The sequence below is a fragment of the Pseudoalteromonas sp. MBR-15 genome, from assembly GCF_053628915.1.
Genome location: NZ_JBRJHH010000002.1, coordinates 226070 through 252086 on the forward strand (window position 1 = coordinate 226070; position 26017 = coordinate 252086).

At 40.8% G+C, this 26017-nt stretch carries 17 protein-coding genes; 3 read left to right on the forward strand and 14 right to left on the reverse strand.

Annotation, left to right across the window (positions count from 1 at the left end):
- The first annotated feature begins 1 nt into the window (after position 1).
- The gene (locus ACSSVW_RS04100) at positions 2–646 is read left to right on the forward strand and encodes a LysE family translocator (RefSeq protein WP_454178899.1); all 645 of its coding nucleotides are present in this window, start codon (positions 2–4) and stop codon (positions 644–646) included.
- Positions 647–727: 81 nt separating this feature from the next.
- Here the strand turns inward: ACSSVW_RS04100 and ACSSVW_RS04105 are convergent, their stop codons facing one another.
- From ACSSVW_RS04105 to bla, 6 genes are all read right to left on the reverse strand, one after another.
- A complete protein-coding gene (locus ACSSVW_RS04105) occupies positions 728–1519 on the reverse strand; it encodes a LytR/AlgR family response regulator transcription factor (protein WP_454178900.1) in 792 nt (263 codons plus the stop codon).
- Complete coding sequence (locus tag ACSSVW_RS04110; protein WP_227006816.1) at positions 1516–2571, reverse strand: sensor histidine kinase; 1056 nt, start codon at positions 2569–2571, stop codon at positions 1516–1518. Before ACSSVW_RS04110 ends, ACSSVW_RS04105 begins: the two co-directional genes overlap by 4 nt.
- A 58-nt stretch (positions 2572–2629) precedes the next feature.
- Positions 2630–5161, reverse strand: a complete 2532-nt coding sequence (locus tag ACSSVW_RS04115) for a glycoside hydrolase family 3 N-terminal domain-containing protein (protein ID WP_454178901.1) — start codon at positions 5159–5161, stop codon at positions 2630–2632.
- 35 nt (positions 5162–5196) lie between these two features.
- Positions 5197–5973, reverse strand: a complete 777-nt coding sequence (locus ACSSVW_RS04120; RefSeq protein WP_074989384.1) for a family 16 glycosylhydrolase — start codon at positions 5971–5973, stop codon at positions 5197–5199.
- Positions 5974–6033: 60 nt separating this feature from the next.
- Positions 6034–8724: a TonB-dependent receptor gene (locus tag ACSSVW_RS04125; protein ID WP_036968029.1), complete on the reverse strand. Its 2691-nt coding sequence runs from the start codon at positions 8722–8724 to the stop codon at positions 6034–6036.
- A 265-nt stretch (positions 8725–8989) separates the two neighbouring features.
- Positions 8990–9745, reverse strand: a complete 756-nt coding sequence (gene bla / locus ACSSVW_RS04130) for a subclass B1 metallo-beta-lactamase (RefSeq protein ID WP_421418346.1) — start codon at positions 9743–9745, stop codon at positions 8990–8992.
- Positions 9746–10033: 288 nt separating this feature from the next.
- Here bla and ACSSVW_RS04135 point away from each other — a divergent pair, with 288 nt between their 5' ends.
- Positions 10034–10942, forward strand: coding sequence for a substrate-binding periplasmic protein (locus ACSSVW_RS04135; RefSeq protein ID WP_036968026.1), 909 nt, complete (start codon positions 10034–10036; stop codon positions 10940–10942).
- A 15-nt stretch (positions 10943–10957) separates the two neighbouring features.
- Here ACSSVW_RS04135 and ACSSVW_RS04140 read toward each other — a convergent pair whose 3' ends face one another.
- The 8 genes from ACSSVW_RS04140 to ACSSVW_RS04175 form a co-directional block, all read right to left on the reverse strand.
- On the reverse strand, positions 10958–12826 hold the full coding sequence (locus tag ACSSVW_RS04140) for a hypothetical protein (protein ID WP_454178902.1): 1869 nt from the start codon (positions 12824–12826) through the stop codon (positions 10958–10960).
- Positions 12827–12835: 9 nt separating this feature from the next.
- The gene (locus ACSSVW_RS04145) at positions 12836–13927 is read right to left on the reverse strand and encodes a hypothetical protein (RefSeq protein ID WP_421418348.1); all 1092 of its coding nucleotides are present in this window, start codon (positions 13925–13927) and stop codon (positions 12836–12838) included.
- 59 nt (positions 13928–13986) lie between these two features.
- Positions 13987–17061 (reverse strand): hypothetical protein, encoded by a 3075-nt coding sequence (locus ACSSVW_RS04150; RefSeq protein ID WP_454178903.1) that lies wholly within the window; start codon positions 17059–17061, stop codon positions 13987–13989.
- Between the two features lie 362 nt (positions 17062–17423).
- A complete protein-coding gene (prpF, locus tag ACSSVW_RS04155) occupies positions 17424–18593 on the reverse strand; it encodes a 2-methylaconitate cis-trans isomerase PrpF (RefSeq protein WP_454178904.1) in 1170 nt (389 codons plus the stop codon).
- A gap of 2 nt (positions 18594–18595) precedes the next feature.
- Entirely contained in the window at positions 18596–21187 is a 2592-nt protein-coding gene (gene acnD / locus ACSSVW_RS04160; protein ID WP_118844357.1) for a Fe/S-dependent 2-methylisocitrate dehydratase AcnD, read from the reverse strand.
- Positions 21188–21303: 116 nt separating this feature from the next.
- Positions 21304–22428 carry a bifunctional 2-methylcitrate synthase/citrate synthase gene (gene prpC, locus ACSSVW_RS04165; RefSeq protein ID WP_118844358.1) on the reverse strand — a complete coding sequence of 375 codons (1125 nt, stop codon included), beginning with the start codon at positions 22426–22428 and terminating at the stop codon, positions 21304–21306.
- A gap of 24 nt (positions 22429–22452) precedes the next feature.
- Positions 22453–23328, reverse strand: coding sequence for a methylisocitrate lyase (prpB, locus tag ACSSVW_RS04170; RefSeq protein ID WP_036968012.1), 876 nt, complete (start codon positions 23326–23328; stop codon positions 22453–22455).
- 87 nt (positions 23329–23415) lie between these two features.
- The gene (locus ACSSVW_RS04175; RefSeq protein WP_036968009.1) at positions 23416–24117 is read right to left on the reverse strand and encodes a GntR family transcriptional regulator; all 702 of its coding nucleotides are present in this window, start codon (positions 24115–24117) and stop codon (positions 23416–23418) included.
- A gap of 281 nt (positions 24118–24398) precedes the next feature.
- On the opposite strand from ACSSVW_RS04175, the gene rsmF reads away from it, so the two are divergent.
- Positions 24399–25838 (forward strand): 16S rRNA (cytosine(1407)-C(5))-methyltransferase RsmF, encoded by a 1440-nt coding sequence (gene rsmF / locus ACSSVW_RS04180; protein ID WP_454178905.1) that lies wholly within the window; start codon positions 24399–24401, stop codon positions 25836–25838.
- The last annotated feature ends 179 nt before the right edge of the window (positions 25839–26017 follow it).

Below are 26017 nucleotides of genomic sequence, written 5' to 3' on the forward strand. Positions count from 1 at the left end.
TATGGATATAAGTTTACTGAGTATTTTTATTTCTGTGGCACTAGCCCATTTCCTTGCTTTACTCAGCCCAGGACCCGATTTCGTACTGGTAGTGAAAAGTGCTCTAAAAGGAAACCAAAAGAACGCTATTGGCGTCGCCCTCGGAATTGCGATAGCAAATGCAGTTTATATAGGGTTATGTTTGATTGGTGTGGGGGCAATTTTATCAACGTCTGTTGGCTTAATGATCGCACTTAAAGTGATTGGAGGGCTGTTTTTAATGTATATCGCTTTTCACGCGTTGAAAGCACCAAAGAGCGCTTACAATAATGTTGTTATCGCAGCTCACAGCTCGGTTGCGTTTTCGTTCACCTGCTTTTGTAAAGAGTTTGCGACTGGATTCCTCTCAGGTATTCTTAATCCAAAAAATCTCTTATTTTATCTGAGCTTGTTTACGGTCGCGCTCACTCCTGAGGTTAGCATTACCTTTAAGGTGATTTTAGGTGTGTGGATGACCCTGATTGTTTTTATATGGGATGTTGCCATTATTTACATGCTATCCAAACAAAGAGTCAGGGAAAAATTTGTTAAAGCGTCTTATTTTATAGATAAAGTTACAGGTGCTGTTCTCGGTGTGATTGGTTTTAATATTGTAAAATCAGTATAGTCAAAACAGTAATGTGATAAGTATTAATCATCGTTGCTGCCACTCGCAATATACGCAGTGTCAGCAACTATTATCACGTCATTATTTAAATAAGCCCTTTAGATGTTTACTATAAGTACGGCTTACTTTTAGTGTTTTTCCGTTGTGTAGTGTTGCCATGTACTCAGAGTTACGCAAGGGATCAAGCTGTTTTACATACTCTAGATTGATGATCGTCGATTTATGAATTCGCAAAAATGCCTCTGGTAAGGTATTGCTTTCAAGCTCTTTTAGTCTGGCTCGCATTACATAGGTTTCCGTTTCTGTGTGGACACACATGTAGTCACCCGCCGCATCAATCCATAGAATATCTGCAAAAGGTATTATTTGAATTGGGCTTTTTGCATCTCTAATAACCAAGTTTTCATCGTCAAACTTATAAATTGACTGCGCTGATTTTTCAAATGTTGATTCTTCTGCTTTGTCTATTTCTTGTTGTACTTCTATTAATTCACTTTTTTGGTATAGCTTTACATTATTAACCACTCTGTCTATGGCCTCTGCTAGCCTAGTGAGTTTGACTGGTTTTAATAAGTAATCAATTGCCCTGACTTCAAAAGCCCGCACTGCATGTTGATGAAATGCAGTGACAAAAATAACAGCAGGACAGGTTTCAGGTTGAAAATGTTTTATTAATTCAAAGCCAGACTTTGATGGCATTTCAATATCTAAGAAAATTAAATCTACTTCATGTTCATTCAGAAACTGAATTGCGTCATCCACACTGCTTGCACTGCCTATGACGTTAATCTCAGCAAATTCTTCTAACCTAATACGTAGGCCTTCAATTGCACTATACTCGTCGTCAACTAATAACGTTTTTAACTGAATCATTTAATAAGACCATTAATTGGCAATGTCATACATACCCAAGCTCCACCAGATGAATGATTGCCTTTTTCTATCCGCTGAGCTTTACCATAAATTAATTTCAAACGTTGCTCGCAGTTTGCCAAGCCTATTCCACGTTTAGTACTCTCATTATGTGTGAAGCCTTTGCCGGTGTCTGAAACCTTTATTATTAGGGTGTTTTTACTCTTTTCAATTACGATTGTTATAGCCATTGTTTTATCAGCTGCCATACCGTGCTTGAGTGCATTTTCAACTAATGGCTGAATTAGCATAGAGGGAATAAGTAGCTCACTACACCCTTCTTCAACTGAGATATTAACAGATAGTTTATCTGCAAAACGACACTTCTCAATGTCTAAATAAGTACGAAGAATAGCGATTTCTTCTTTAATTGTGACTTTTTCAAGCGGGTCGGTATACAAACTGTGTCGCAATAAATCACATAACTTTTCAAGCATTTTAACGGCTTCTAAGCTTTCCTTTTTTAGGATTAATGTACAAATCGCATTGATACTATTAAACATAAAATGAGGATTAAGCTGGTAACGAAGCATTTTTAGCTGGGACTCTTTTGCTAAATGTGTTGCCTCAGCCGCTTTTTGTGTTTGTTCTAAGTTATCTAAATAAATCTTAATACCATAATAAAAGGCAGTCCATGTCGACAACATTGTCAATGAGGCGGATGTCCAAGTACCAAAATCAAACCAGCTCATTGGCAGCCAAAAGTTACCATAGAACCATTGTAAAGTGACCCACTTTATTTGGGTCCAAATTAAGGTTGCAGAGATAACGACCACGATATGCAATGCTACTTTTAACTTAAATTCGAGTAAACTGAGATAGGTGAAAACCTTTCTTAGAAAAAGAGTAATTAAAAAGCCAAAGCACGTATCAATTATCAGGTGAGGGATGTGAATAGCCCATGGTTCATTACTGGGAACTTTGATCATGAGTTCGGTCAGAATCGCGTAAACTAGCCAACCGCAAATTTGAAATAACCAAAATAACTGGCTACGAGGGTTCGATGTATTCAAATCATTTATCCAAAAAGCAAAGCAGTCGGGCTATCAACCCCACTGCTTTGCTCCAAATTTAATTACTGCATTTTACCACTACAGCATCACTGTTAGGTTTAATCGTTAAACCAATGTCTGCGAAGGCGATACTCGCTTCGTTTGCTTCAACTTTCAAAACCTCAGTTATCGCTTTCGACTCAGTACCCTTATCGTTACAGCTTAACGGTATTGCTAAGGTATGCCATTTTTTATCACTCAGTATCGCATCAAATGAAGAAAAACTAACCTTCCGTAAACACTGTTTCTGAGAACACATAACTTGTAAATCAGTATGTTCACCGGGTGACTTATTAATTCGCATCTTCAGTGTTAAATAACCTGACTGATACATCTCACTCATTTTTTCTGGTTTTTGATACGCTAAAGCAAATGTCGCTTTATCTGTTCCAGAACGCCAAATAAATTGTCGCGCATCTTCTTGATAAGATAAATTCACCGATTGCATCAACAAACTCATACCATCAGTACTTGTAGCCGATGAATTTTTGGTAATGACTTTATCAGTTTGGCCAGCTTGAAGAGTCCACACTAAGTTGTCAGATAAACTTCTTACAAACAACGCTTTCGAATCTGTACTTGCCACTTTCCTCGGTGTCGTTTTTTCGGTTAACACAGGTAAGTTAACCGTATCATCGTATGTTAAACCATAACCATACTCAAATAATGGTTGGTAATTTTCGTCGCCAATATTTAACGAATATTGGTCATCATATTTTGGCCAAGAAAAACTCAATTTCCCTGTGAAATCATACTGAATAGCGCCTTTTTCATTGGTTAATAAAATATCAGCAATACCTTCACCTTCTGACCCCGGTAACCACGCAGCCACAAAAGCATCTGATGCATTCAGCTCTTTATTTACCCAAAGTGGACGACCCGTTAAAAATACAGTAACAACTGGAATACCTTTTGCCTTAAGCGTCTTCAATAATGCTAAATCTTTTTTGGTTTCATATTGATATTCTAGGTACTCAATGTCACCAAACCATTCGGCATAAGGTTCTTCACCGATTACGACAATCGCGACATCAGGCTTAACAGAATAATCGCCAAATTCAGCAAACTCAACGTCACCACCCGCCTTTTCAATTTGTGATTTTAGACCCGCAAAGATAGAGGTTGCATTGGGGAAGTCATCATTGGTGTTGTCCGTTCCCTGCCATGAGACACTCCATCCACCAGCTTGCTTAGCAATATTGTCAGCACCGTTTCCGGCAACGAGAACGCGACTTTTAGCATTAATTGGCAGTACATTATTGTTATTTTTAAGTAGTACAAGAGATTTTCGCACTGCCTCTCTAGCTAACTCTCGATGTGGTTGAGCACCTAACCATTCAGGGTGTTGCGACTCAGGTCGTAATGAAGGTTTACCTTTTGCAAACACTCCCCATCTAATTTTAGCTCTCAGAAAACGTCTAACCGCATCATTTATTCTAGCCTCTGGTATCACACCTTCTTTCACTTGCTTAACCGTATTATGATAAAAAGCTTCAAAGTGTTCAGGCACCATTATGACATCAACACCCGCATTTATGGCAGCAGCACATTGCTCAATATCGCACCCTTCAACAAATTTATGCGCATTCCAGTCGCTAACAACGAAACCATCAAAGCCCATTTGGTTTTTCAGTACCTCTGTTAATAAATACTTATCACCGTGGACGCGTTGACCATTCCAACTATTAAAAGAGGCCATGACCGATTGCACACCCTCATTAATGGCTGAAAAATAGCCCGGACTATGAATCACTTTTAATCCTTGCTCGTCGATAATGGTGTTGCCACGGTCTATACCGCGCTCTGTACCACCGTCACCAACAAAGTGTTTGGCTGTTGCAATTCGCTTGGTATTTTTCAAAAAGTCGTTGCCGATTTCTCCTTGGATACCAATCACCATCTCTGCAGCATATTCTTTTACTAAATCTGGGTTTTCAGAATAACTTTCATACGTTCTCCCCCAACGGTCATCCCTTACTACAGCAACGGTTGGTGCAAAGCTCCATTCAATTCCTGTTGCTGCAACTTCTTTAGCTGTCGCTTGACCGATTCGCTTAATCAAATCAGTATCTCTAGCTGCGCCAAGTCCAATATTATGTGGAAACAACGTTGCGCCATAAACATTACTGTGGCCATGCATGGCATCGGTACCCCAAATAGTCGGAATAGCAATACCATCGACAGATGCGTCCATTGAAGCGAGATACATCTCATCAGCGTACTTTAACCACATGTCCATTGATGCACGTTTATTGCCATAAGGGGCCGTGTTCCCACCATTTAAATATGAACCGAAGCCATACTTACGCATTTGCTCAACCGTTAAATAGCCAATCTCTGGCTGAACCATTTGTGCTACTTTTTGCTCAATTGTCATCGTGGCTAGCAGTTTATCTATATGCTTTTCAACTGCAGGATCGCGTTTTAGTTTCGTATTAACATTTGGCCATTTTACACTGCCCGTTTCTACACCATACGACAATGGGCTATGAACAACACCGGTTAAAAAGAGTGGGCAAAACAGTAACTTTAAAAATTTAAATTTAGACATCAAAAACCTATAAAAACAATTAATTACAGAGAAAATCAACGCGGTATGTATTCAATAAAATCGTAATATACCCAAGATGAAGCGCCATAATATTGACCTGGGAAATAATTTGCTTCGACAGAATTATCACCATGCCAATGATTAATCATTATTTTGCTATTATCGACGGGCCACGCGTAAGCTGGAATTTCATTCTCTGCTAAATGACCATCTCCGTTTTCTTTATACACCGTTCGGATCGTTTGCTCATGGCCATTGGCATCGAATAAATACCAGCGAATGGCATTGCTTGACCAATCAAAGCCAATAGTCAGCAAGTTTTCTCGGTAATCTAGCCCATACTGACTTAAGTCAATATCCTTTTCCCAACTTTGGTATTGACCACCTTGCGGTTGGTAAATCACATTTGTATGAACAACATTACCTAACGAAGGAAGCAATTCAATATCAATTTCTTGCCACGCTCGTCCAGGGCTATCCCACCACGATGTATAGGTAAAAATTGATGAAACAGTGCCCGCCACGTTGCCAGATTTTAATCTTCCCTGAACTTTACCGTACCCATAAAAATGGTTGCTTTGTAGTTCTGAACATGAGCCTTGTGCTAATGACAACGTTAAACCATGCTCACTGGGATTTAGTAAATCAGTTTTAAATGCGCAACCAAAGGGTGTGCCATTACTGCCAGTACGTGCAGTCCAAACAGAGCTATCATATCCCCATGAAAAATTATCTTTAAAATAATTAGCATTCGCGTGGGTAGCGACTAAAGTGGTGCAGCCCAATAATGCACTAAGAAACAGTTTTTTCATTGTTATGCCTTAAATAATTTGGCTCCCATATTAAAAATATGGGAGCGTAAAATAGAGGGGTTAGAATGAAAATCCAGCTCTTACACCATAATACCTAGGCATGCCAAAGCTGCCCTTAGGAATACCCTTGCTGGTATTGTTCCAGTATTGAATCGTCTCATCTGATGCATTATTGATGAACATTTCTGCATACCAGTTTTTCTCTTTTGGCTCATATTTTAAAGAGGCATTGTATACAGCAAAGGCATCGCGGCTATCGTCTATGTATTTAGTTGCTTCGTCTGAAACTGCAAAATCCATATCATCCAAATGCTTATCGAGATTCCACACGGTTGTATACGCTTTATCTTTCCAGCTGGCATTAAACCAACCATGAATAAATCCATATTCACCCAAATCAAAGGTATGTGTATAACTAATGTTAGCCGTGTATTTTGGCGTCATTGCTAAGTTATTACCTCTAAGGTTAGTCGTTAGCAATGTATTTTCAGGGTCTTTAGATTCTTCATAAGAAATATTAAACAAATACTCAGAATCATAATCCCATTTAGTGTGCCAATCTTCCGTAATTTTTGCCTCAGTCCAGGTCACGTAACCAGTAATTCGCCCATTTGGATAGGGTTTCCAGTCAAATTCAAACTCAAGACCTTTAATCGTAGAGCCCGGAACGTTTTGAGTATAATAAGCAATTACAGGCTGATTCTGATAATCAAGAATTGGCTGACCATCTTCACCGATTACAGGTGCCCCATCCTCATCTTCAACAACAGACAAGCGCTCAACATTACCAATTGATCCCACTGACGCATATTGCATATCTGTATAATCTGTATAGAAAAATGCAGCTTTTAGGTTCAATGAATTATCAAAAAAGCTAGACTTTGCGCCGAATTCCCAGGTCAGCACTTCTTCGGGATCAAATTTTGTTTCAAACCGAGTTACTTCACCCGTTCTATCATTAACCACTTCGTAAACATCACCAATACCACCCGCTTTAAATCCGCTTGCAAGGTAGGCATAGAGCATTGTTTCTTCGGAGATGTCATAATCTAAGCCAACACGAAAATCATGATGCTGCCAACTTCCTTTATTGTCGTTTTCAAAGTACGACGCATAAATAGACGGATCTTCATAATAATCGACAGGTTGATTGTTAAGCTCTGTTCTATTTAACCAACCAACAGCACAGCCATCAGCATTTGAACAACGATAGGTACGACCGCCTTTATCCTGCTTCGTTTCATCACTAAAGCGATAACCAAATGTCGCATGCAACTTTTCAGTTAATTTATAAGTGCCTTGGCCAAACAAAGCATACGCATCTGTTGAACGGTCTGGCTGGTCCCAAAATGCTTTATCATCCATTGGATTATCGTAATAACCAACTGTGGTTGTTTTTTCATGAAAATAATTGGCACCCACAATCCAAATAAAGTCGCCGTATTCATCTGATTGCAGTTGTAATTCTGTAGAAAATGATTCTGCTCCGGTGCCATCTAGGAAATAAGTAGCGCCATCCCAAGGGTCTAAACCAACTTCGCTATCTTGTGCTGAAGACCTTTCCATATCTTCATATCCCACTAACCACACCAGATCATATTGATCATTTATGGTGTAGTTAAAGGTATTACGAAGGTATGTTATGTCTAGATTCAACTTTCCTGGCACATTAACTACGGCTTGATACGTGTTATCACTCGGTAGGAAATTCGTACAATCACCTCCCATTTCAGCGGGTCTTCCACGTAACTTATCGCAGTTAACTAAATCAAGGTTATTATTACTATCGTTTACATATTTTTGGAAAACGGTGTGGTTTGAAAAATTGCCATCCAACGGCTCCCAAAGTGTACTTATACGGAAAGAATATTCATCTGCGTTATTGTAGAAATCACTTTTATCTGCAGCTGTTAACTGACGAACTTTTTGAGCCTCAGGATCGGTTCCTGCGCCATCAATCCACCAGTTTTCTCTTTGTGTCACTGTTTGTCCAACACCTTGGTATGAATCTTCAGAGATTACAGGGGCATTTAAAACCTCATCAGAAAGTCGGCGCGTGTCATATTGGTTAGGGTCATAGTAACCCTCTAGGTAAGAGTCACGCTTTAGGCCTTTCGCTGAAAAACGAACTGCAAACTCTTCAGTTACTGGAATATTGATAAGGCCATCAATACTGCGGCTATTAAACTTGCCCGCTTCAATATTCAACTGCCCATATTGGTTTTCAAATTCAGGCTTGGCGGAAATCACATTGATACTTCCCACCGTCGAGTTTCGGCCAAATAAAGTACCTTGTGGTCCACGAAGCGCCTCAACACGGTCAATATCATACATCAGCGCAAGCGCACCTTGCATTCTTGGTGAATAAATACCATCTAAATGAACACCAACAGCAGGGTCCCCTAACTCAGTTAAGTTAGTTGAACGCACGCCTCGCATTGAAATAACAGGAGCAGATTGATCCGTTGCTGTAGAAATATCTAAGCTAGGCACCAAGTTCGCTATATCCTTTATGTTATTTACACCATTTTTTTTAAGCTCAGCCTCTGTAAGTGCAGTGATGGCCACCGGTGTTTCCATCAATTTGGTTTTACGTTTTGTTGCCGTTACTGAGATAATTTCTAACCCACTATTCTGCTGTTCAACGTCTTTAGACTTTGAATCTTGCTGATCATTATTTTGTGCATATACCGGTAATGAGCATGCTAATGCGACAGCGATAGCAACAGCTTTTTTATTTATTGTGTGCATATTCGACCTTTTTAATGTGTGTTCTAGTGTTAAAGTCTTTACGTTTAATTAACAGTATCTAAAGGAGCATTTTTCATTACTAGTCAAATTCGGCAAAGCGAGTTTCAAACAATACAAAGCGAGACTGGATTCAGATAAAAGAGGGTTAGCGACAGAATTTAGGTTTTCTAACGCGCAAAAAAAAGGGGGATAAACGGGGGCCATTGGGCTTTTAAACATTGCGAAATATTCCTAACAATTTTATTAAAAACCCAACGTTTTGACGTTACTTAAGTTGATTGAGAATGAGTTTTTCGGTGTGGCTCAATAAGTCATAACCGCCTATTTCACCGTGTCCGGGAACCACTCTTCGTAATTTTTTGTAATCATTCTTCAACTGCTGAGTAATTTTCAGCCATGAATGAATATCTCCATGGGCCATATTCCCTACAGAGTTAGACTGTAATGCACGAACCGCACAGCCTGCGTATAAGATACGTTTATCTGGTAACCATACCATTATATTATCCATCGCATGACCGGGGCCTGGGAAAAACACATTCAATGAGCCAAATTTCACCTGTGCACCGGCTGTTGCAAGTTCGGCTATCACATTGTTTGGCACAGCAGTCCCTTGCTCAATTGTCAATTGCTGCGTCAAAGGGTGAGAATACACTTTGATACCACGCGCTTCTAATACATCAACCCCTGAAGCTCGGTCTGCATGTGCATGAGTGACAAGTGCCTTGGTTATCGGCAAGTTTATTTCTGTGTTAATGACGCTTAATAACTGTTGTGTTTGTAACTCTCCCCACGCCGTGTCGATCAGGGTTAAACTTTGCCCCTCCCTGACAATCAAACCATTCGAAGGGAATTTTGTCCCGTTAGGATAAACATAAAAAGAGGTATGCAACCAAACGCCTTCATCTATTTTCGTGATAAAGACTTCATTCTCAGCGTGTATATTCGCTAAACTACTTTGAGTAAATACACCGCAAACAACAAAAAATAATACACCCAATATCCTTTTAAATATCATCATAATTCCTAATCTTCTTGACGTTATAATATTATAATTTTTTACGTGATCGTTTTGTACCAAAAACAACGCTAATTTTAAAAGTGGACTCAATTTACTCGATACGAATGCTCGCCCTAGTTCAGCCTCTGATAGCAGTGATTAAAAACGGGTGCATCGGCCCTTTATTCCCTGCTTTTAATTCTGCCAACTCGTTTAAGCGTATATTCTATTTACACGGTTACTTTTCGATGTTGTATATTTGCAACAAGAGGCTAAGCTTTATATACATAACAAATGCTTAGAAAAAATATGAAATTATTAGTAATGCTCTTTTTTTTCTTCTCTACTCAAGTGGTTGCAATGCTTACACCCGTGACCTATGAAAAAGATGGAGAAGTCATTACCAAAAATGCGGTACGCTACAAAGACGGCTATGGTTACAACGTAAATGCCGAACATGTATTAAGACTTGTTACGCTTGATTGGCCACCCTATATCGATGAACACCTATGTAACAAAGGCTGGCTTTACCAGTTTACAATTCAATCTTTGCTTAAAAAAGGCTATGGCGTCTATATCGGCTTCTACCCGTGGGCACGAGCAGTGAGGGAAGCAGAGCTTGGCAAAGCAGACATCCTTTTCCCTGAATACTTTATTGAAAGCACGGTTATTTCAGATAACTTTTTAGACAAGACACGCAACGAGTTATTAGCTCTCAGCCAACCGATTCCTGGTGGGGATCTCTCATTTGTTGCCTTGAAAGGAAACCAAATTCGTTTTAATGGCGACCTAAACTCTGTTAAAGACCAGGTGATTGGCGTTGTCAGATCTTACAAAAACACTCAGCAACTTGATGAAATGATTGATAATAAACAAATTGACACCATCGTTGCAAACAATGAGTACCAACTTATCCACCTACTACTAAGCAATCGCGTTAGTCTCATTGTTGCAGATCTTGAAGTGCTTAAAGCCAGTGTTTATAAATCAGAGTTATCGATTAATGGCAAAAGACAAATCATTGAATCATTGGTTGCGCTTGAACCAAAACTTGAATATAAGCCCCTCTACTTTTCTATTAGTAAATCAACACCGCACTGGCAAAAAGTACTGAAAGATTTAAATGACGAGATCAAGCAAAAACGACAAAGCGGCCAATTTGAAAACTTCATTAAAAAGATGAAACAGCAATGCTATGGAGTCGAAAAAGCGGCATGAATGCCGCTTCTTAACTTAAAATAATGATTCAAACGTACCATCAGGGAACAAGATACCGGGTGCCCCCCTCACAGTAGTAACATCACCAATCTGGGTATCTCCAAAATAAAGTCCACCACTAAAATTACGTCCTTTTTGTTTCAAATCTAACCATCGGCCATCAGCACCTTTGATAACCGCGTTTACATTATTACCAACAGTTCGTAGGTTAATATCTAGTGCTCGGCTATTCTGCCTGATAAATATATCTGTATTCGTCAACTGCGCTAAAGCAGTTAACTTACCAACAAAGCCAAACTCAAAATCTGTAGCACCATTTAGTGGCGTGCCTAAATGTAATGCGAAAACAAGATTTTCAGTTTCCTCATTTATAAAAGGCGTAGCCTCAATAGCCTGAAGATTAAATGATGTTGTTTTCGATGCGGTTGAAAACTCACCATCAAGATCAAAGTCAGATACAATAGTAAGCAATTCTTCAAACGGTGACACAAAGCGATTAAGTGTCAAGTTTAGGTTTCCTACAAGTTCGCTGTCTTTTTTTACTAAGGTAATATCTGTATTAAGAGTCCCTTCACCAGTAGAATCATCACTTAAAATTGTAAAGGGATCATCCGTTCCATCAAACGATAACAGTAACTCACTAACATCAACCAATAACTGAGTCTCATTGCTGCTCATTTGGGCGCTCATAACGCCTGTTATTTGATTTCCTAGTAGACTACTAATCCGCCATTGTGGAACGTTTATATCCATATTCACATCGATGCCATCGTATTGCCCTGAAATTGACCATCGATAAGGGGAATGTTGATACTGCACTGTAAGACCATTTACAGTATAAAGTCCCGGTAAGGTATCATCTGCGGGCGATACATTTGAGAGTACATCAAATAGTACATTTGCTAATGCAACTACAACCGACTGTGAATCATCATCCAATGCATTCGTGAAGCTATTTAAATGTGACGACAACTCAGCGCTGTATTGTTGTTCTTGTAACCTTACTACGCCGATAACATTACGAATATCATCCAATAATTCGCGCGATTGAAGTATGGGGGGTTGTTCATCTAATGCTGAAAGTTCAGAAACCTTGCCTAATCCAACTAAACGTTGCTTTAAATTCCCCACAACCGTTTGAATAAGTTGATTTCCTTTTACATTCAATAAATTTTCACGAATATAGCGATTTGCATACTGCGCGTACTCAGGGAAGCGTGAAATTTGCGCCTGGCTTTCAAGTTCAATAAGCTCAGGTTGCGATAAGTTTGCTTCTAATTCAGCCGCACGCTTTAAAATGACTCCAAAACTTAACGCGTTAGTTAATAGTTCAGCTTCTAATGAATCATTCAATTGGCTATGTGTTAAGTGATAAAATGGAGTTGCGCTAACGCTCTGTGATGTAACATCTAGCTTTTGAGCGCTAATTACGGCACTGACTGGCGATAAAAATAGCCTATTTTCACCAGGAGCTGCAAAAAATGACGCACTGTAATCTAACGAAAGCGGTAAAACTTCTTCAAAATCAATTTGACGATTTACGTTTGTGTCATCAGGATTGTCACGATACGTTCTGCCGCACCCTTCATAACTTGGACACAAAACAAAGTCATCATTTGATACAAACTCAACTGAATAATTTGCTAGACTCGTTAGTGAGATATCTAAACTATTGAGATCTGAAGTTTCAAACGTTTGTCGTTCACCACTTGCGTTATTTGTAAGTATCAGCGTGCCAGCATTTGACTGCCATGGCGCAATGTAGAAGTTTGCTGTCGAGGTAGTTTTAATCACGACTTGTTCGGGTACGATGTTTTGCTCTGATGAGCCTCCGCATCCTACCAAAAATAAAAAAATGCCTAAGGGCGCTATTCTTTTTACCATGCTTTATCCTTAGAAATTCACTCTAACAAACCAATTCAAATTTGCATAATATGCTTCGTCTAAATCTAAGCTATCAGTTTGCAAAGTTAACCCTATATATTCATTTTCGATTCCGACTAAAAATGCCTGGCTGTTACTCTCATATCCACCAAGTAGTTTCCATGTATCTGCAAAATGATAGCGTCCAGTTACTTGAGTAAACGTGTCACTTTTTATTTGTTTAGCCATTAAATGCGCAGAGAATGCGTTGTTAATACGATAATTTAATGATGCTTTTATCCGTACTGGCATTTCAAATGTATGATCAACCTCATGACCATTCGCTGAGGTAGTAAGCCTTATTGTAGGCTCAGTAATGATGCTACTACTCTCACTTTCAGTGAATGGCACTTCGGTTGTATAGCCTTGAACAAAACCCGCCTCTTTATATTCTGTTTCATACGCGAGGTCTTGAGCTTGTACATTCAACTCTAGCTCTGGTGTAATTTGCCAATTAATATTTAGATCGAAGCTATAGCCTAAACCGGTCGGGTTTTCATCTGAAGTAAATCGCTTAAAAAGTAGGTCCTTAGAGTAATAATAATCAACCTCCAAAGCTCCTTGAATTTCATCACTAAACACCGTGCCATCGACCTTGGCGTCTTGGAAATGTGCACTTGAAAAAATGGTGAATTTGGGGGTAATTGTCAGCGCATTATTATCTAAAAATTTAAAATCATAAGCGACAAAAACACCATTAGTAGTTGCTTGTTTGCCGTCTAAAAAATAACGATAATCACGTTCTTCAAACGGCAGATCATTTTTTTCTGTGTGTAAGTATCGTGCGGTATCAGGATCAAATTCAAGCAAGTAATCAAATCGACTTTGTACACCCACTGTATAATTTCGGGTTTTAATACCTAACTCAAAAATATTAAAAGTAAACGCACTATCTCCGCTTTTTAAAGGAGCATCAAAGTCATCTATAAAAGACTTTACAGGTTGAGATTCAGTGTAAACTTCTGCATCTAGGGTGGTGAAAAAAGTAGTTGGCTCTGCGGCAGCTGTAAAGGAAGAAAATAAAGAGCTTGTTATAGCCATAACAAGTAGTGTTTTTTTCATAGTTTATCCACTTATTATTATAAAGGGGAGCAAGCTCCCCTCTTTTTTATACTGCGTTATTACTTAGTCATGTCTAAAAAACTAATATCAGTGTAGTCAATAACTTCACCATCAATATATTCTATAGAGATACCATTGGTAATTTCAGTCACTGTACCAAACTTCATCATTTTCCCTGAATATAATGCATCAACAGAACCAGAGAAGTCAGCACTTTCAACAGCACTGAGTGACATCATATAAGCAATATCGTTATGAAGCTCTACGCTGACCATGTATGTTTCCATCTCATCAACAGCACTGTCTAAGCCAATCATCGCCGTAAATTCAGTGTCACCGGTCATACCTGATGCTTTAATATTAGCAAGACTAGTTAGATCAGAGCCTTCTAAACTTAACATCCCCGTAAAGCCAGAATCGCCATCAGTTACTTGAACTCGAGACCATGCTTCGATAGTTTCAACTTCACCATCCACTAATGTATCTGAAGATATCTCATCGTTAAATTTAACAATCAAACATGAATCAGATAAATCTGCAGCGATCTTACCGTCTTTTACATCAACACAATCTTGCGTTGCTTGCGCTGTATCCTCAAGCGTTTCAACGATAACGGTGACTCCATCTTCGGTGGTAACTGTACCACCAAATGCGAACACAAGTGTATCTGTTTCAATAACACCATTAACACTGATCATTTCAGATGTTGTGTCGTTAGACAACGATAACTCTAACGCATCTTTATCAAAGCTGTATGTCCATTCAGGGAAACGAGTAGACTGTACATTGTCGGCTTCGTCACCTAAGTCCCAAGCTTCTGTTAGAATGTCGTAGATTACTTCAGCTTTATCAAAAAGTGCTTTACCGCCTGACTTCGTAAGAATCGTTGCTTGAGTAACAGTCTCTGTTCCCGCTTTCACGTCGACTAATACTGTGAACTTAGCAATTGCATCCATAGCAGTATCATAAAGCGCTTGTGCTGCTAATAGTGCATCATCTGCGTTTTCTGCATACATAGCGGCTGACTTAAGTTCAGCTGCTGCAGTTTCGAGTTGCGCATCCGCCATTGCAATATCATCAGCTTCAGTGGCGACTTTCTTGAATGCTGTGGCAGCATCTGTTGATAAATTAGACGCAGAAATTGAAGCCGCAGCTTTCATTTGCGAGTCTGTTGCAGCCGCTATTGCTTGTTCTGCTGCCTCTAAAGCCGCAGTCGCACTTTCAAGGTTTGATACATCAGCAGCTTCAACGGCGATCATCGCAGTAGCCAAAGTTGTATCAGCTGTCATTGCAACCGTTACGGCTTCAAGTGCAGCAGCTGCTGCAGCTACCGCATTCGCTTTCGTTACTTCAAACTCTAAACCTAATGCCGATACCGCTTCATCTGCTCGTACAACTTCAGCTTCGATACCTGCAATCAATGACACAACGTTGTCGTATTCCTGTGCTACCGCATCACGGACACTTGCAGCTTGATCTGCAAGTTGTTGGTAATCACTATTTTTAGCTGCAAATGCCGCAGCTGCTTTCGCAATACCATTCATCTTAGATTTAACTGATTTTAATTGCTTCTGCCATACCGTGTAAGTATCTACATTACCATTTAGTAAATATACCGCTGAACTATATGCTATTACTTGCTCATTGGTCTCAAGTCCTGCATCACCTAATTCAGTAACATCGGCAAGTGACGCTTGCGCAGTATCAATAAGAGCCATCACAGCATCTAGATCAGCTTGGGCTTCAATCACTTTTTCATTTAGTTTTTGTGCAGCTTTCGAATCAAAGTCATCCCCAGCATCACATTCTTCACCAGAACAACCAATCTTACTTAGCGCATCTTTTACATACTTAGCTGTTTCTTTAAGCTCATCATCAGCGCCTGCTTTCTTAGCGTCTTTTACTACTTTTTCAACAGCTTTCGTTGCTTTCGATTTTAGTTTTGCGATAGCGTCAGGGTCCGTTATACCTAAGCTTTGAGCTACCGCGGCAAAAGCTTCGTCAACACCTTCACCTGTTACAAGGGCTGCAAAAATTAAACTCGTATTAATTACCGATTGTTGTAATGCCGCAGCAACCGCTTTGACAGTATCATCATCATTATCGGCGACTTTGCCATCAGAAACACCTTTAGCAAGCTGTGACATCAGTTCATTAAGCGAACCGTTTGTACCCGTGCCAGCCATTGATTGTAGAGATATAGCAGTTTGAATTAGCGCTAATGTACCCGCGTCTAATGAATCACCGTCTTCAAGTTCGGTAAAATCTACCGCACCACCTGTTGAAATATCAGCTAACAAGGCTGCAGCTTCAATGGCAGTATCAGGACCAAGTAGTTGAATTAATGTTTTTAGACTTGCTTGAGAGATTGCGTCTTCAGAAATTGCTTCACCGTTACCCGCACCTTCAAGTAGAAGCTCTGCAGCAATACTGGTAAACAACGTTAAATTAGCAAAGTACTGAGTTGGCTTATTTTCGCCGTCAGCATAACTCATACCACGAACAGATGCCGCTGCAGCAGGAGCACTTATAAATTTAACAACTTGCAATGTTACATCGTCTTTATACCACTCGCCGAAATCGATGTTGCTATCACCATTGTTTTCCATGCCCGCTTCTTCTGATACACCTGGTGCTGTATCGTAGTCGCCACATCCTGTGAAAGAGTCACATTTGACCATACTGTCATCACCTTCAGATGAGGTTGTAACTGTGATATATAATGGTCCAGTAAAATCATCTTCAACAAATAGTGAGTAACCACCATTCATTGCAGTTAAAACTGACTCTGGGTTTGCAGCAAGAACTTTTGCTTTTGCCATCGCATCAGCTTCAGCTTGTGTGTTAGCAGTTGCTGTAAACGATTCGTCTGCAGAAGCTGCTAAACGAAATGCAACCGGTATCATCTCTCCTGCATCATTCATCGTTTTGACAACGACCGCTGCGTTTGATAATGAGCCTTTTACAGCTCGACCTGTTACTTCTGTTCCAAAGCTTGCAGAAGCTGAACCTTCAAATGTTTGAACCGGCTTGACTGTTTCTTTTTTATTGTCGTCGTCAAACCAATTACAACCCGTTAACCCAAGTGATAAAGCAACAGAAGCTGCTATCGGGGTAAATTTATTAATTCGCATTGTCGTTATTCTCCTTAATGGCTACTTCTGTAGCTTAGCAGTAATAAAATACTAGGTTACAATTTATTATCAAACATTAATTAAACGTAACCGAGAAACTATGCAGGCATAATTCCTTTTTATGGCGTGACAAAATAACGGATGTTTATGACATTCATAAGAAAATGGAATATAAAATGCAGAAATACACAGAGTATTTCATCTAAGAAATAAAAAATAAGACATTGATTTTCATTAGGTTACATAAAAACCCTCCGTAAATTACAAAAAAAAATGTGAATAACTAAAAACAGTGCCATAAGGCGTTATCCCTGTTTACAATTATTCACATTTACAATGTAACTTTTTGTAACTGAAAGCTGTTAAGCTGGCACTCTTACCCACCCTTCCATGAGTACTCGCGCACTGCGGCTCATACTGACTTTTGTTACTTGCCAATCTTCACCAACTCGTTCTGCTGCGGCTCCCACTTTTAACGTACCCGATGGGTGCCCAAAATTTACTTCATGGCGCTGTCCGCCACCTGCAGCTTGATTTACTAAGGTGCCGGGTATCGCAGCTGCAGTGCCAATAGCAACCGCTGCCGTGCCCATCATGGCATGATGCAGTTTACCCATCGACATAGCACGAACGAGTAAATCAATATTGTCGGCTGTTACTTCTTTTCCACTGGATGCATGGTAGCTTTTAGGGGGTGCAACCCACGCAACTTTAGGTGTATGTTGGCGTGATTTAGCTTCCTCTACGTGCTGAATTAAACCCATTTTTAGCGCACCATAGGCACGAATTGTTTCTAGCTTTTCAAGGACTGAAGCATCACTATTGATAGCATCTTGAAGCTCAGTACCGTCATAACCGATTTCACTGGCATTAATAAATACAGTAGGAATACCCGCATTAATCATGGTCGCAGATAGCACCCCAACGCCCGGAACGTCGAGTTCATCAACGAGATTACCCGTTGGGAATAACGCGCCTTCACCATCAGCCGGATCCATAAACTCAAGCTTTACTTCAGCTGCAGGGAATGTCACACCATCTAGTTCAAAATCACCTGTTTCTTGAACTTCACCATGGGTAATGGGGACATGTACAATGATAGTTTTACTAATATTTACTTGCCAAACTTTAACTTCTACAACGCCGTTATCTGGAATCTTGCTGGCATCAACCAAGCCATTACTCACCGCAAATGCGCCCACTGCAGAGGTTAAGTTACCGCAGTTACCACTCCAATCAACGAATGCCTTATCGATAGCAACTTGACCAAAAAGATAATCAACATCGTGATCGTCCTTGCTGCTCTTCGATAAAATAACGGTTTTACTGGTGCTTGATGTAGCTCCCCCCATACCATCCGTTTGTTTACCGTATGGATCTGGGCTACCAATAACACGCAGAAGTAAATTATCGCGTGCTTCACCTGCCTCTTGGGCAGGTTCAGGTAAATCAGTTAAATTAAAGAACACCCCTTTACTGGTGCCGCCACGCATATAAGTAGCAGGCACTTTAATTTGTGGTTTAAAGGCCATAATTAATGCTCCTCAGACTCTAAAAAGTCTTGAGCAAAGCGCTGAAGTACACCACCAGCTGAGTATATTGATACTTCTTCGGCTGTGTCTAAGCGACAGGTCATCGGTACTTCAACCACCTCACCACTTGTGCGTGTAATGAGCAGAGTTAATGTCGCACCAGGTGTTGGCTCGCCTTTAACGCTAAAGGTCTCACTACCATCAATGCCTAATGTAGTTCGTGTTGTGCCCGCTTTAAATTCAAGTGGTAACACACCCATACCAATAAGGTTTGTGCGGTGAATTCGCTCAAAGCCTTCTGCAGCAATAACTTGTACACCAGCAAGACGAACTCCTTTTGCAGCCCAGTCACGTGATGAACCTTGACCATAATCAGCACCCGCCACAATGATGAGTGGTTGTTTACGCGCCATGTAGGTTTCGATAGCCTCCCACATACGGGTCACTTTACCTTCAGGCTCAATACGAGCATAAGAACCTTGCTTTATTTCACCATTTTCTTTAACCATTTCGTTCAATAGTTTAGGGTTTGCAAACGTTGCACGTTGAGCAGTTAAGTGATCCCCTCGGTGAGTAGCATACGAGTTAAAGTCTTCTTCGGGTAAGCCCATTTTAGCAAGGTACTCACCCGCAGCACTTGATGCTAAGATTGCATTCGAGGGTGATAAGTGATCAGTCGTAATATTGTCACCTAATACAGCTAATGCACGCATATCAGTTAAACTACGCTCACCAGCCAATGCACCTTCCCAATATGGCGGGCGACGAATATAAGTGCTTTGCGGACGCCATTGATAAAGTGGGTCGTTGTCTTCACCATAATCAACACTTAAATCAAACATAGGCTCGTAAACCTTTCTAAATTGTTCAGGTTTAACGCTTTGTTTAATCACTGCATCAATTTCTTCATCTGATGGCCATAGATCCATTAAGCGGATTTCGTTGCCGTGTGAATCGATTCCCAATACGTCTTTTTCGATGTCAAAACGAATAGTACCTGCAATGGCATAAGCAACCACTAAGGGAGGTGACGCAAGGAACGCTTGTTTGGCATAAGGGTGAATACGACCATCGAAGTTACGGTTACCCGACAACACAGCAGTTGCGTATAAGTCACGGTCAATAATTTCTTGTTGAATTTTAGGATCAAGCGCGCCACTCATCCCATTACAGGTTGTGCATGCAAATGCCACAATACCAAAGCCTAACTTTTCAAGCTCTGGTAATAAATTGGCTTCTTCTAGGTATGATTTAACCGCTTTAGAACCCGGTGCTAAAGAGGTTTTAACCCACGGTTTACGTGATAAACCTTTCGCGTTCGCATTGCGCGCAAGTAAACCAGCAGCAATCACGTTACGCGGATTACTGGTATTAGTACAGCTCGTAATTGCTGCGATAATACATGCACCATCAGGCATTAAGCCTGCTTCATTTTCAACAACCCCTGTGATCCCTGCTTTAGCAAGGTCACTGGTTGCAACACGACGGTGTGGATTAGATGGGCCCGCAATATTACGGCCAACGGATGATAAATCGAACGTTAAAACACGTTCATATTCAGCCGTTTTTAAACTATCGCTCCACAAGCCAGTTTCTTTTGCATAGGTTTCCACCAGCTTAACTTGCTCTTCTTCGCGGCCGGTTAGACGCAAGTAATCAAGTGTGTTGTCGTCAATATAGAACATAGCTGCTGTGGCACCAAATTCAGGTGTCATGTTTGAAATCGTTGCACGGTCACCTAACGTCAGTGCATCAGCCCCTTCACCATAAAACTCAAGGTAAGTTGAAACAACTTTCTCGTTACGTAAAAACTCCGTGATCGCAAGTACGATATCGGTTGCAGTAATGCCTGGTTGTGGTTTACCGGTAAGTTCAACACCAACAATATCAGGTAAGCGCATGTACGAAGCACGGCCAAGCATGACGCTTTCAGCTTCAAGCCCGCCCACGCCCACAGCAATAACGCCTAATGCATCAACCATAGGAGTATGGCTGTCTGTGCCGACTAAGGTATCTGGAAATGCAACGCCATCACGTTTTTGAATAACAGGCGACATTTTCTCTAAGTTGATTTGGTGCATGATGCCGTTACCCGGTGGAATAACATCAATGTTCTTAAATGCCGTTTTTGTCCAATTTATAAAGTGAAAGCGATCATCGTTACGACGATCTTCAATGGCGCGATTTTTTTCAAACGCATCGGGTTCAAAACCTGCGTGTTCTACTGCTAACGAATGGTCAACGATTAATTGAGTAGGTACCACTGGGTTTACTTTCGCAGGATCGCCGCCTTTCGCGGCAATTGCATCGCGTAAACCGGCTAAATCAACCAGCGCTGTTTGGCCTAAAATGTCATGACACACGACACGTGCAGGAAACCACGGAAAATCTAGGTCACGTTTACGTTCAATTAATTGCGAAAGTGCATCGTTTAACATTTCAGGTTCACAGCGACGAACTAAGTTTTCAGCTAATACGCGTGATGTGTAAGGAAGTGTGGCGTAGCTGCCTGGCTTAATGGCATCAACAGCAGCGCGAGTATCAAAATAATCAACGCCGGTGCCTGCTAATGGTTTTCTATATTCTGTATTCATGATGACTCTACTTGTACTTGGTGACGATGAAGGAAGTTGGGCTTGTTTTTAGTGTTTTTATGCCCTTTCATAAAAGGGCGGCTTGGCCGCCCCTGTCATTGGTTTGATTGGTGTTATTAACGCTCAGTAATTGGCGTATAGCTTCGTGCTTCTGGGCCCGTGTAATCAGCGCTTGGGCGGATAATACGGTTATTAGCACGCTGCTCTTTAACATGAGCAGTCCAACCTGTTACACGGCTCATCACGAAAATAGGCGTGAATAACTTCGTTGGAATGTCCATGAAGTGATACGCTGATGCATGGAAGAAATCAGCGTTACAGAACAATTTTTTCTCGCGCCACATAACTTCTTCACAACGAACAGATACCGGGTATAACACAGTATCACCCACTTCTGCTGCCAGTTTTTCAGACCATTTTTTGATGATCACGTTACGTGGGTCAGACTCGCGGTAAATGGCATGACCAAAACCCATAATCTTATCTTTGCGCTCAAGCATGCCCATTAATGCTTCTTCAGCTTGATCGGCGCTCGTAAAGCTTTCAATCATATCCATCGCAGCTTCGTTCGCACCGCCATGTAGTGGACCACGCAAACTACCAATTGCACCTGTCACACATGAATGAATATCAGACAAAGTTGAAGCACACACACGCGCTGTGAATGTCGATGCATTAAACTCGTGCTCTGCGTATAGAATGAGCGAAACATTCATTACTTGCTCAAATAATGCCGATGGCGCTTTGTCATGTAACAAATGTAAGAAATGTGCGCCAACCGAATCATCATCTGTTTCTGTATTAATACGTACACCGTCATGACTAAAACGGTACCAGTAACAAATAATGCTTGGGAATACAGCGACCATGCGGTCGATTGCATCATTGGCTTCACTAAAATCTTGCTCCATTTCTAGGTTACCTAGCATAGAACAACCCGTACGCATAACATCCATTGGGTGTGCATCTTTAGGAATGTTTTCTAGTACTGTTTTTAGTGCGTCTGGTAAACCGCGAAGTGTTTTTAATTTAGCTTTATATTCAGTAAGCTCTGCGGTTGTTGGTAATTCACCGCGCGATAGTAAAAAAGAGACTTCTTCAAACTGGGCTTTATCAGCCAGTTCACTAATATCATAACCACAATACGTTAAACCAGAGCCTGACTTACCTACTGTACACAGAGCTGTTTCACCTGCTACTTGACCACGTAAACCTGCGCCGCCTAATGCTTTATCTACCATGAGTGTTCTCCTTCAATGTTGTCGTTATGATTTTTTAGCTGAGAAAAGGTTATCAAGTGTATTTTCATATGAGTGATAGTCTAAAAACTCATATAACTCAGCACGTGTTTGCATATTATCGATTTGGCTTTGTTGTGAGCCTTCGTTAAGAATAGATGCATACACGTTAAGTGCTGCTTTGTTCATGGCTCTGAATGCACTTAATGGGTAAAGCACCATTTCAACACCCACTTCACTTAACTGCTCTTTGGTATAAATCGGTGTTTGACCAAATTCTGTGATATTCGCAAGGATTGGCACATTTAACGCTTTCGCAAACGCTTGATAATCGGCTAAATCATGAACTGCTTCAGCAAAGATTGCGTCAGCGCCCGCTTCAACACAGGCTGCTGCACGGTCGATAGCTGCATTTAGGCCTTCTTTTTGGAATGCATCAGTACGCGCCATAATGTAAAAATCGCTATCCGTTTTTGCATCAACCGCGGCTTTAATACGGTCAACCATTTCATCTTTAGAAACGATTTCTTTATTTGGACGATGACCACAGCGCTTTTGTGCTACTTGGTCTTCAATATGAAAACCCGCCGCGCCCGCTTTCGTCATTTCTTTAACTGTACGCGCAATGTTAAATGCCCCGCCCCAGCCTGTATCGGCATCAACAAGAAGCGGTAAGTCGGTAGCGCTGGTAATTCGACGAATATCTTCAAGTACGTTGTCTAGGCTGGTCATGCCTAAATCTGGCATGCCGTATGATGCATTAGCCACACCAGCGCCTGAGAGGTATAACGCTTGGTGGCCTGTTTTTTCAGCCATCATGGCACAATACGCATTGACAGTGCCGACCACTTGCAGTGGCTTATTGTTGGCTATCGCCTGTTTGAACTTTAATCCTGCTGACATTGGATAACTCCTATCTTTGAACGGTCACAGCTCTTTGGCTGTGTCTAATTTTTAAAATTAATCTGTGACGGGTTGACGACAACTCGGCTATTTTTTTGCCGCGTGTAAATCAAACTTAGTCTGTATATTGGCCTGAGATGCGCTTATATGGCGCTTCATTAGCATTTCAGCTAACTCCCCATCATGATTTTCAATGGCATTAATAATTGCAAGATGCTCATCAAAAGCCTTTGATACGCGAGGCCCCGCCATGCCCATTTGTACACGGTACATACGGATTAACTGATACAACTCATTACATAAAAGATGAATTAAGTGTGCGTTTTTAGAGCCTTTGATTATGCGATAATGAAAATCAAGGTCACCCGCTTCTTGGTAGTAAGATTCACCTTCTTTGACACGTTGTGTTTGCAAGTGTTGATTAAGTAACTGCTTTAAACCTTGCACTTCTTGTGGCTCCATATTGTCGGCAGCTAAACGACACGCAAGCCCTTCAAGCGCACTACGAACCTGATACACTTCAATAAGTCGCTCAGCAGTCAGTGCCACAACACGACAACCCACGTTTGCTTTACGTTCAACTAAGTAGCAACTTTCTAAACGATTAAGTGCTTCACGTAATGTAGCGCGACTAACGCCATAACGCTTCGCAAGTTCAGGCTCAGAAATTTTACTACCCTGTTCAATAGTGCCTTGAACTATTTCACGGCGCATGTCGACAAACACTTGGTCTGACGCTGTCGTTATCGTGATATCGTTATAGTTATCGTTGGCTTTTTGCTCTGTCATAGTCACTTCTTTAAACGTGCTGAATTTAGATTGTCGACAATTAATAACGTCACTATGCGCGCTATCGTATAAACTGTCAACCTTCAGACCATGAAAACAGGCTAAAAAAACAGCAAAATGTCGACATAAAGTAATATCTTTTGAAAATATTGACCATAAACAGTGTTTATAGGGGTGAAGTGTCGACAGTTTAGTCATGCGTGTAAAACTATAAAAAAGTCCCCCGTACACATCAAAAATGATATGATCAGCACATTATCACGTGACTTGAGAGCCCTTTCGTGGACGCTAATACATTTATTCCCGATTCATTTATTGATGATGTAAAAAGCTACCTTCCTGCACATTTATCCCTAGACGATTTTATTGCTGCCTGTAGGCGCCCGCTCAGACGCTCTGTACGCGTTAATACATTAAAGATGTCTGTTGAAGAGTTTCAGCGCCAATGCGCACGCAAAGGCTGGGAGTTAACGGCCATTCCGTGGTGCGAAGAAGGGTTTTGGTTAACACGACCAAGCGAAGAGGAATCCGCTCTTGCCATAGGCAATACTGACTTGCATTTAAGTGGCGCTATGTATGTACAAGAAGCAAGCTCAATGCTCCCCCCGGTTGCACTAAGAACAGAAGTACAGCACAGCGATGCGGTACTTGATATGGCGTCGGCGCCGGGTTCTAAAACATCACAAATTGCCGCCATGATGAATAATCAAGGGGTTTTAGTCGCGAATGAATTGTCGTCATCACGCTTAAAAGTACTGGCTGCCACACTTAAACGCATGGGCGTGGGTAACTGTGCGCTGTCACATTTTGATGGTGTGATCTTTGGTGATTACATGTATGAATGCTTTGATAGCATTTTACTCGACGCACCGTGTTCTGGTGAAGGCACCGTTCGTAAAGATGCAGACGCCCTTAAAAATTGGTCCATTGAATCTAACATCGATATTGCAGCGGTTCAAAAAACACTCATTAAAAGTGCATTTTATGCATTGAAGCCTGGCGGTACACTCGTTTATTCAACCTGTACCCTAACCCCACTTGAAAACCAGCATGTTTGTGAGTGTTTATTAGACACATTTCCTAACTGTGTTGAAGTACAGCCACTTGATTGTTTATTCGAAGGGGCTAATAAGGCGACAACCCCTGAGGGCTACTTACACGTATGGCCACAAACATACGATAGCGAAGGCTTCTTTATCGCAAAATTCAAAAAAGTAGCCTCAGTTGATAACCCGAATCAAAAAGTCAAAAAAGGGGCATTTCCATTTACGGCGTTTGATAAAAAACAAAGCCAAGCATTTATGCAAACAATTAAAAAACAGTTCGGTCTAAAATCACTGCCAGGCAGCTTAATGCAGCGTGACAAAGAACTTTGGTTATTTCCTGAATCCTTTAATGCACTTCAAGATAAAATCAAATATTCCCGCTTAGGAATCCAAATTGGTGTGATCCACAAAGGGGGTGTGCGCTTAACGCATGAGTTTGCCACAGTATTTGGCCAATATTGCGATAAAAACACTTATGAAATGACAGCTTCTCAAGCAAATGATTACTTCAATGGTAAAGATATCCGTCTTGAGAAACCGGTTCAAGACAATGGTGAAGTTGTGTTATTGCTGTGTGGCTGTCCCGTGGGTTTAGGTAAATGGCAAAAAAATAAAATTAAAAACTCTTTACCACGCGATCTCGTACAAAATACCCAGTTGATAACATGGGTATAACATGCGAATAAACGCTGTATAAACACGGTTCTACTTTGGGTAAACAAAGGTAACAACTTGATTTTAAACCAGTATAAAATTTGTACATTTATAGTGCAATTTTCATCTCATTAACTACACTTAAAAGTACTTTCTACTTCTCCCTACTGAATTTAGAAGGTGTTTTTTTAAAGTTAGCG

What these genes read in the sequence shown, in the direction of transcription:
- ACSSVW_RS04100 (WP_454178899.1), top strand. Translation starts at nt 2, where the DNA reads ATGGATATAAGTTTACTGAGTATTTTTATTTCTGTGGCACTAGCCCAT.
- ACSSVW_RS04105 (WP_454178900.1), bottom strand. Translation starts at nt 1,519, where the DNA reads ATGATTCAGTTAAAAACGTTATTAGTTGACGACGAGTATAGTGCAATT.
- ACSSVW_RS04115 (WP_454178901.1), bottom strand. Translation starts at nt 5,161, where the DNA reads ATGTCTAAATTTAAATTTTTAAAGTTACTGTTTTGCCCACTCTTTTTA.
- ACSSVW_RS04120 (WP_074989384.1), bottom strand. Translation starts at nt 5,973, where the DNA reads ATGAAAAAACTGTTTCTTAGTGCATTATTGGGCTGCACCACTTTAGTC.
- ACSSVW_RS04125 (WP_036968029.1), bottom strand. Translation starts at nt 8,724, where the DNA reads ATGCACACAATAAATAAAAAAGCTGTTGCTATCGCTGTCGCATTAGCA.
- bla (WP_421418346.1), bottom strand. Translation starts at nt 9,745, where the DNA reads ATGATGATATTTAAAAGGATATTGGGTGTATTATTTTTTGTTGTTTGC.
- ACSSVW_RS04135 (WP_036968026.1), top strand. Translation starts at nt 10,034, where the DNA reads ATGAAATTATTAGTAATGCTCTTTTTTTTCTTCTCTACTCAAGTGGTT.
- ACSSVW_RS04140 (WP_454178902.1), bottom strand. Translation starts at nt 12,826, where the DNA reads ATGGTAAAAAGAATAGCGCCCTTAGGCATTTTTTTATTTTTGGTAGGA.
- ACSSVW_RS04145 (WP_421418348.1), bottom strand. Translation starts at nt 13,927, where the DNA reads ATGAAAAAAACACTACTTGTTATGGCTATAACAAGCTCTTTATTTTCT.
- ACSSVW_RS04150 (WP_454178903.1), bottom strand. Translation starts at nt 17,061, where the DNA reads ATGCGAATTAATAAATTTACCCCGATAGCAGCTTCTGTTGCTTTATCA.
- prpF (WP_454178904.1), bottom strand. Translation starts at nt 18,593, where the DNA reads ATGGCCTTTAAACCACAAATTAAAGTGCCTGCTACTTATATGCGTGGC.
- acnD (WP_118844357.1), bottom strand. Translation starts at nt 21,187, where the DNA reads ATGAATACAGAATATAGAAAACCATTAGCAGGCACCGGCGTTGATTAT.
- prpC (WP_118844358.1), bottom strand. Translation starts at nt 22,428, where the DNA reads ATGGTAGATAAAGCATTAGGCGGCGCAGGTTTACGTGGTCAAGTAGCA.
- prpB (WP_036968012.1), bottom strand. Translation starts at nt 23,328, where the DNA reads ATGTCAGCAGGATTAAAGTTCAAACAGGCGATAGCCAACAATAAGCCA.
- ACSSVW_RS04175 (WP_036968009.1), bottom strand. Translation starts at nt 24,117, where the DNA reads ATGACAGAGCAAAAAGCCAACGATAACTATAACGATATCACGATAACG.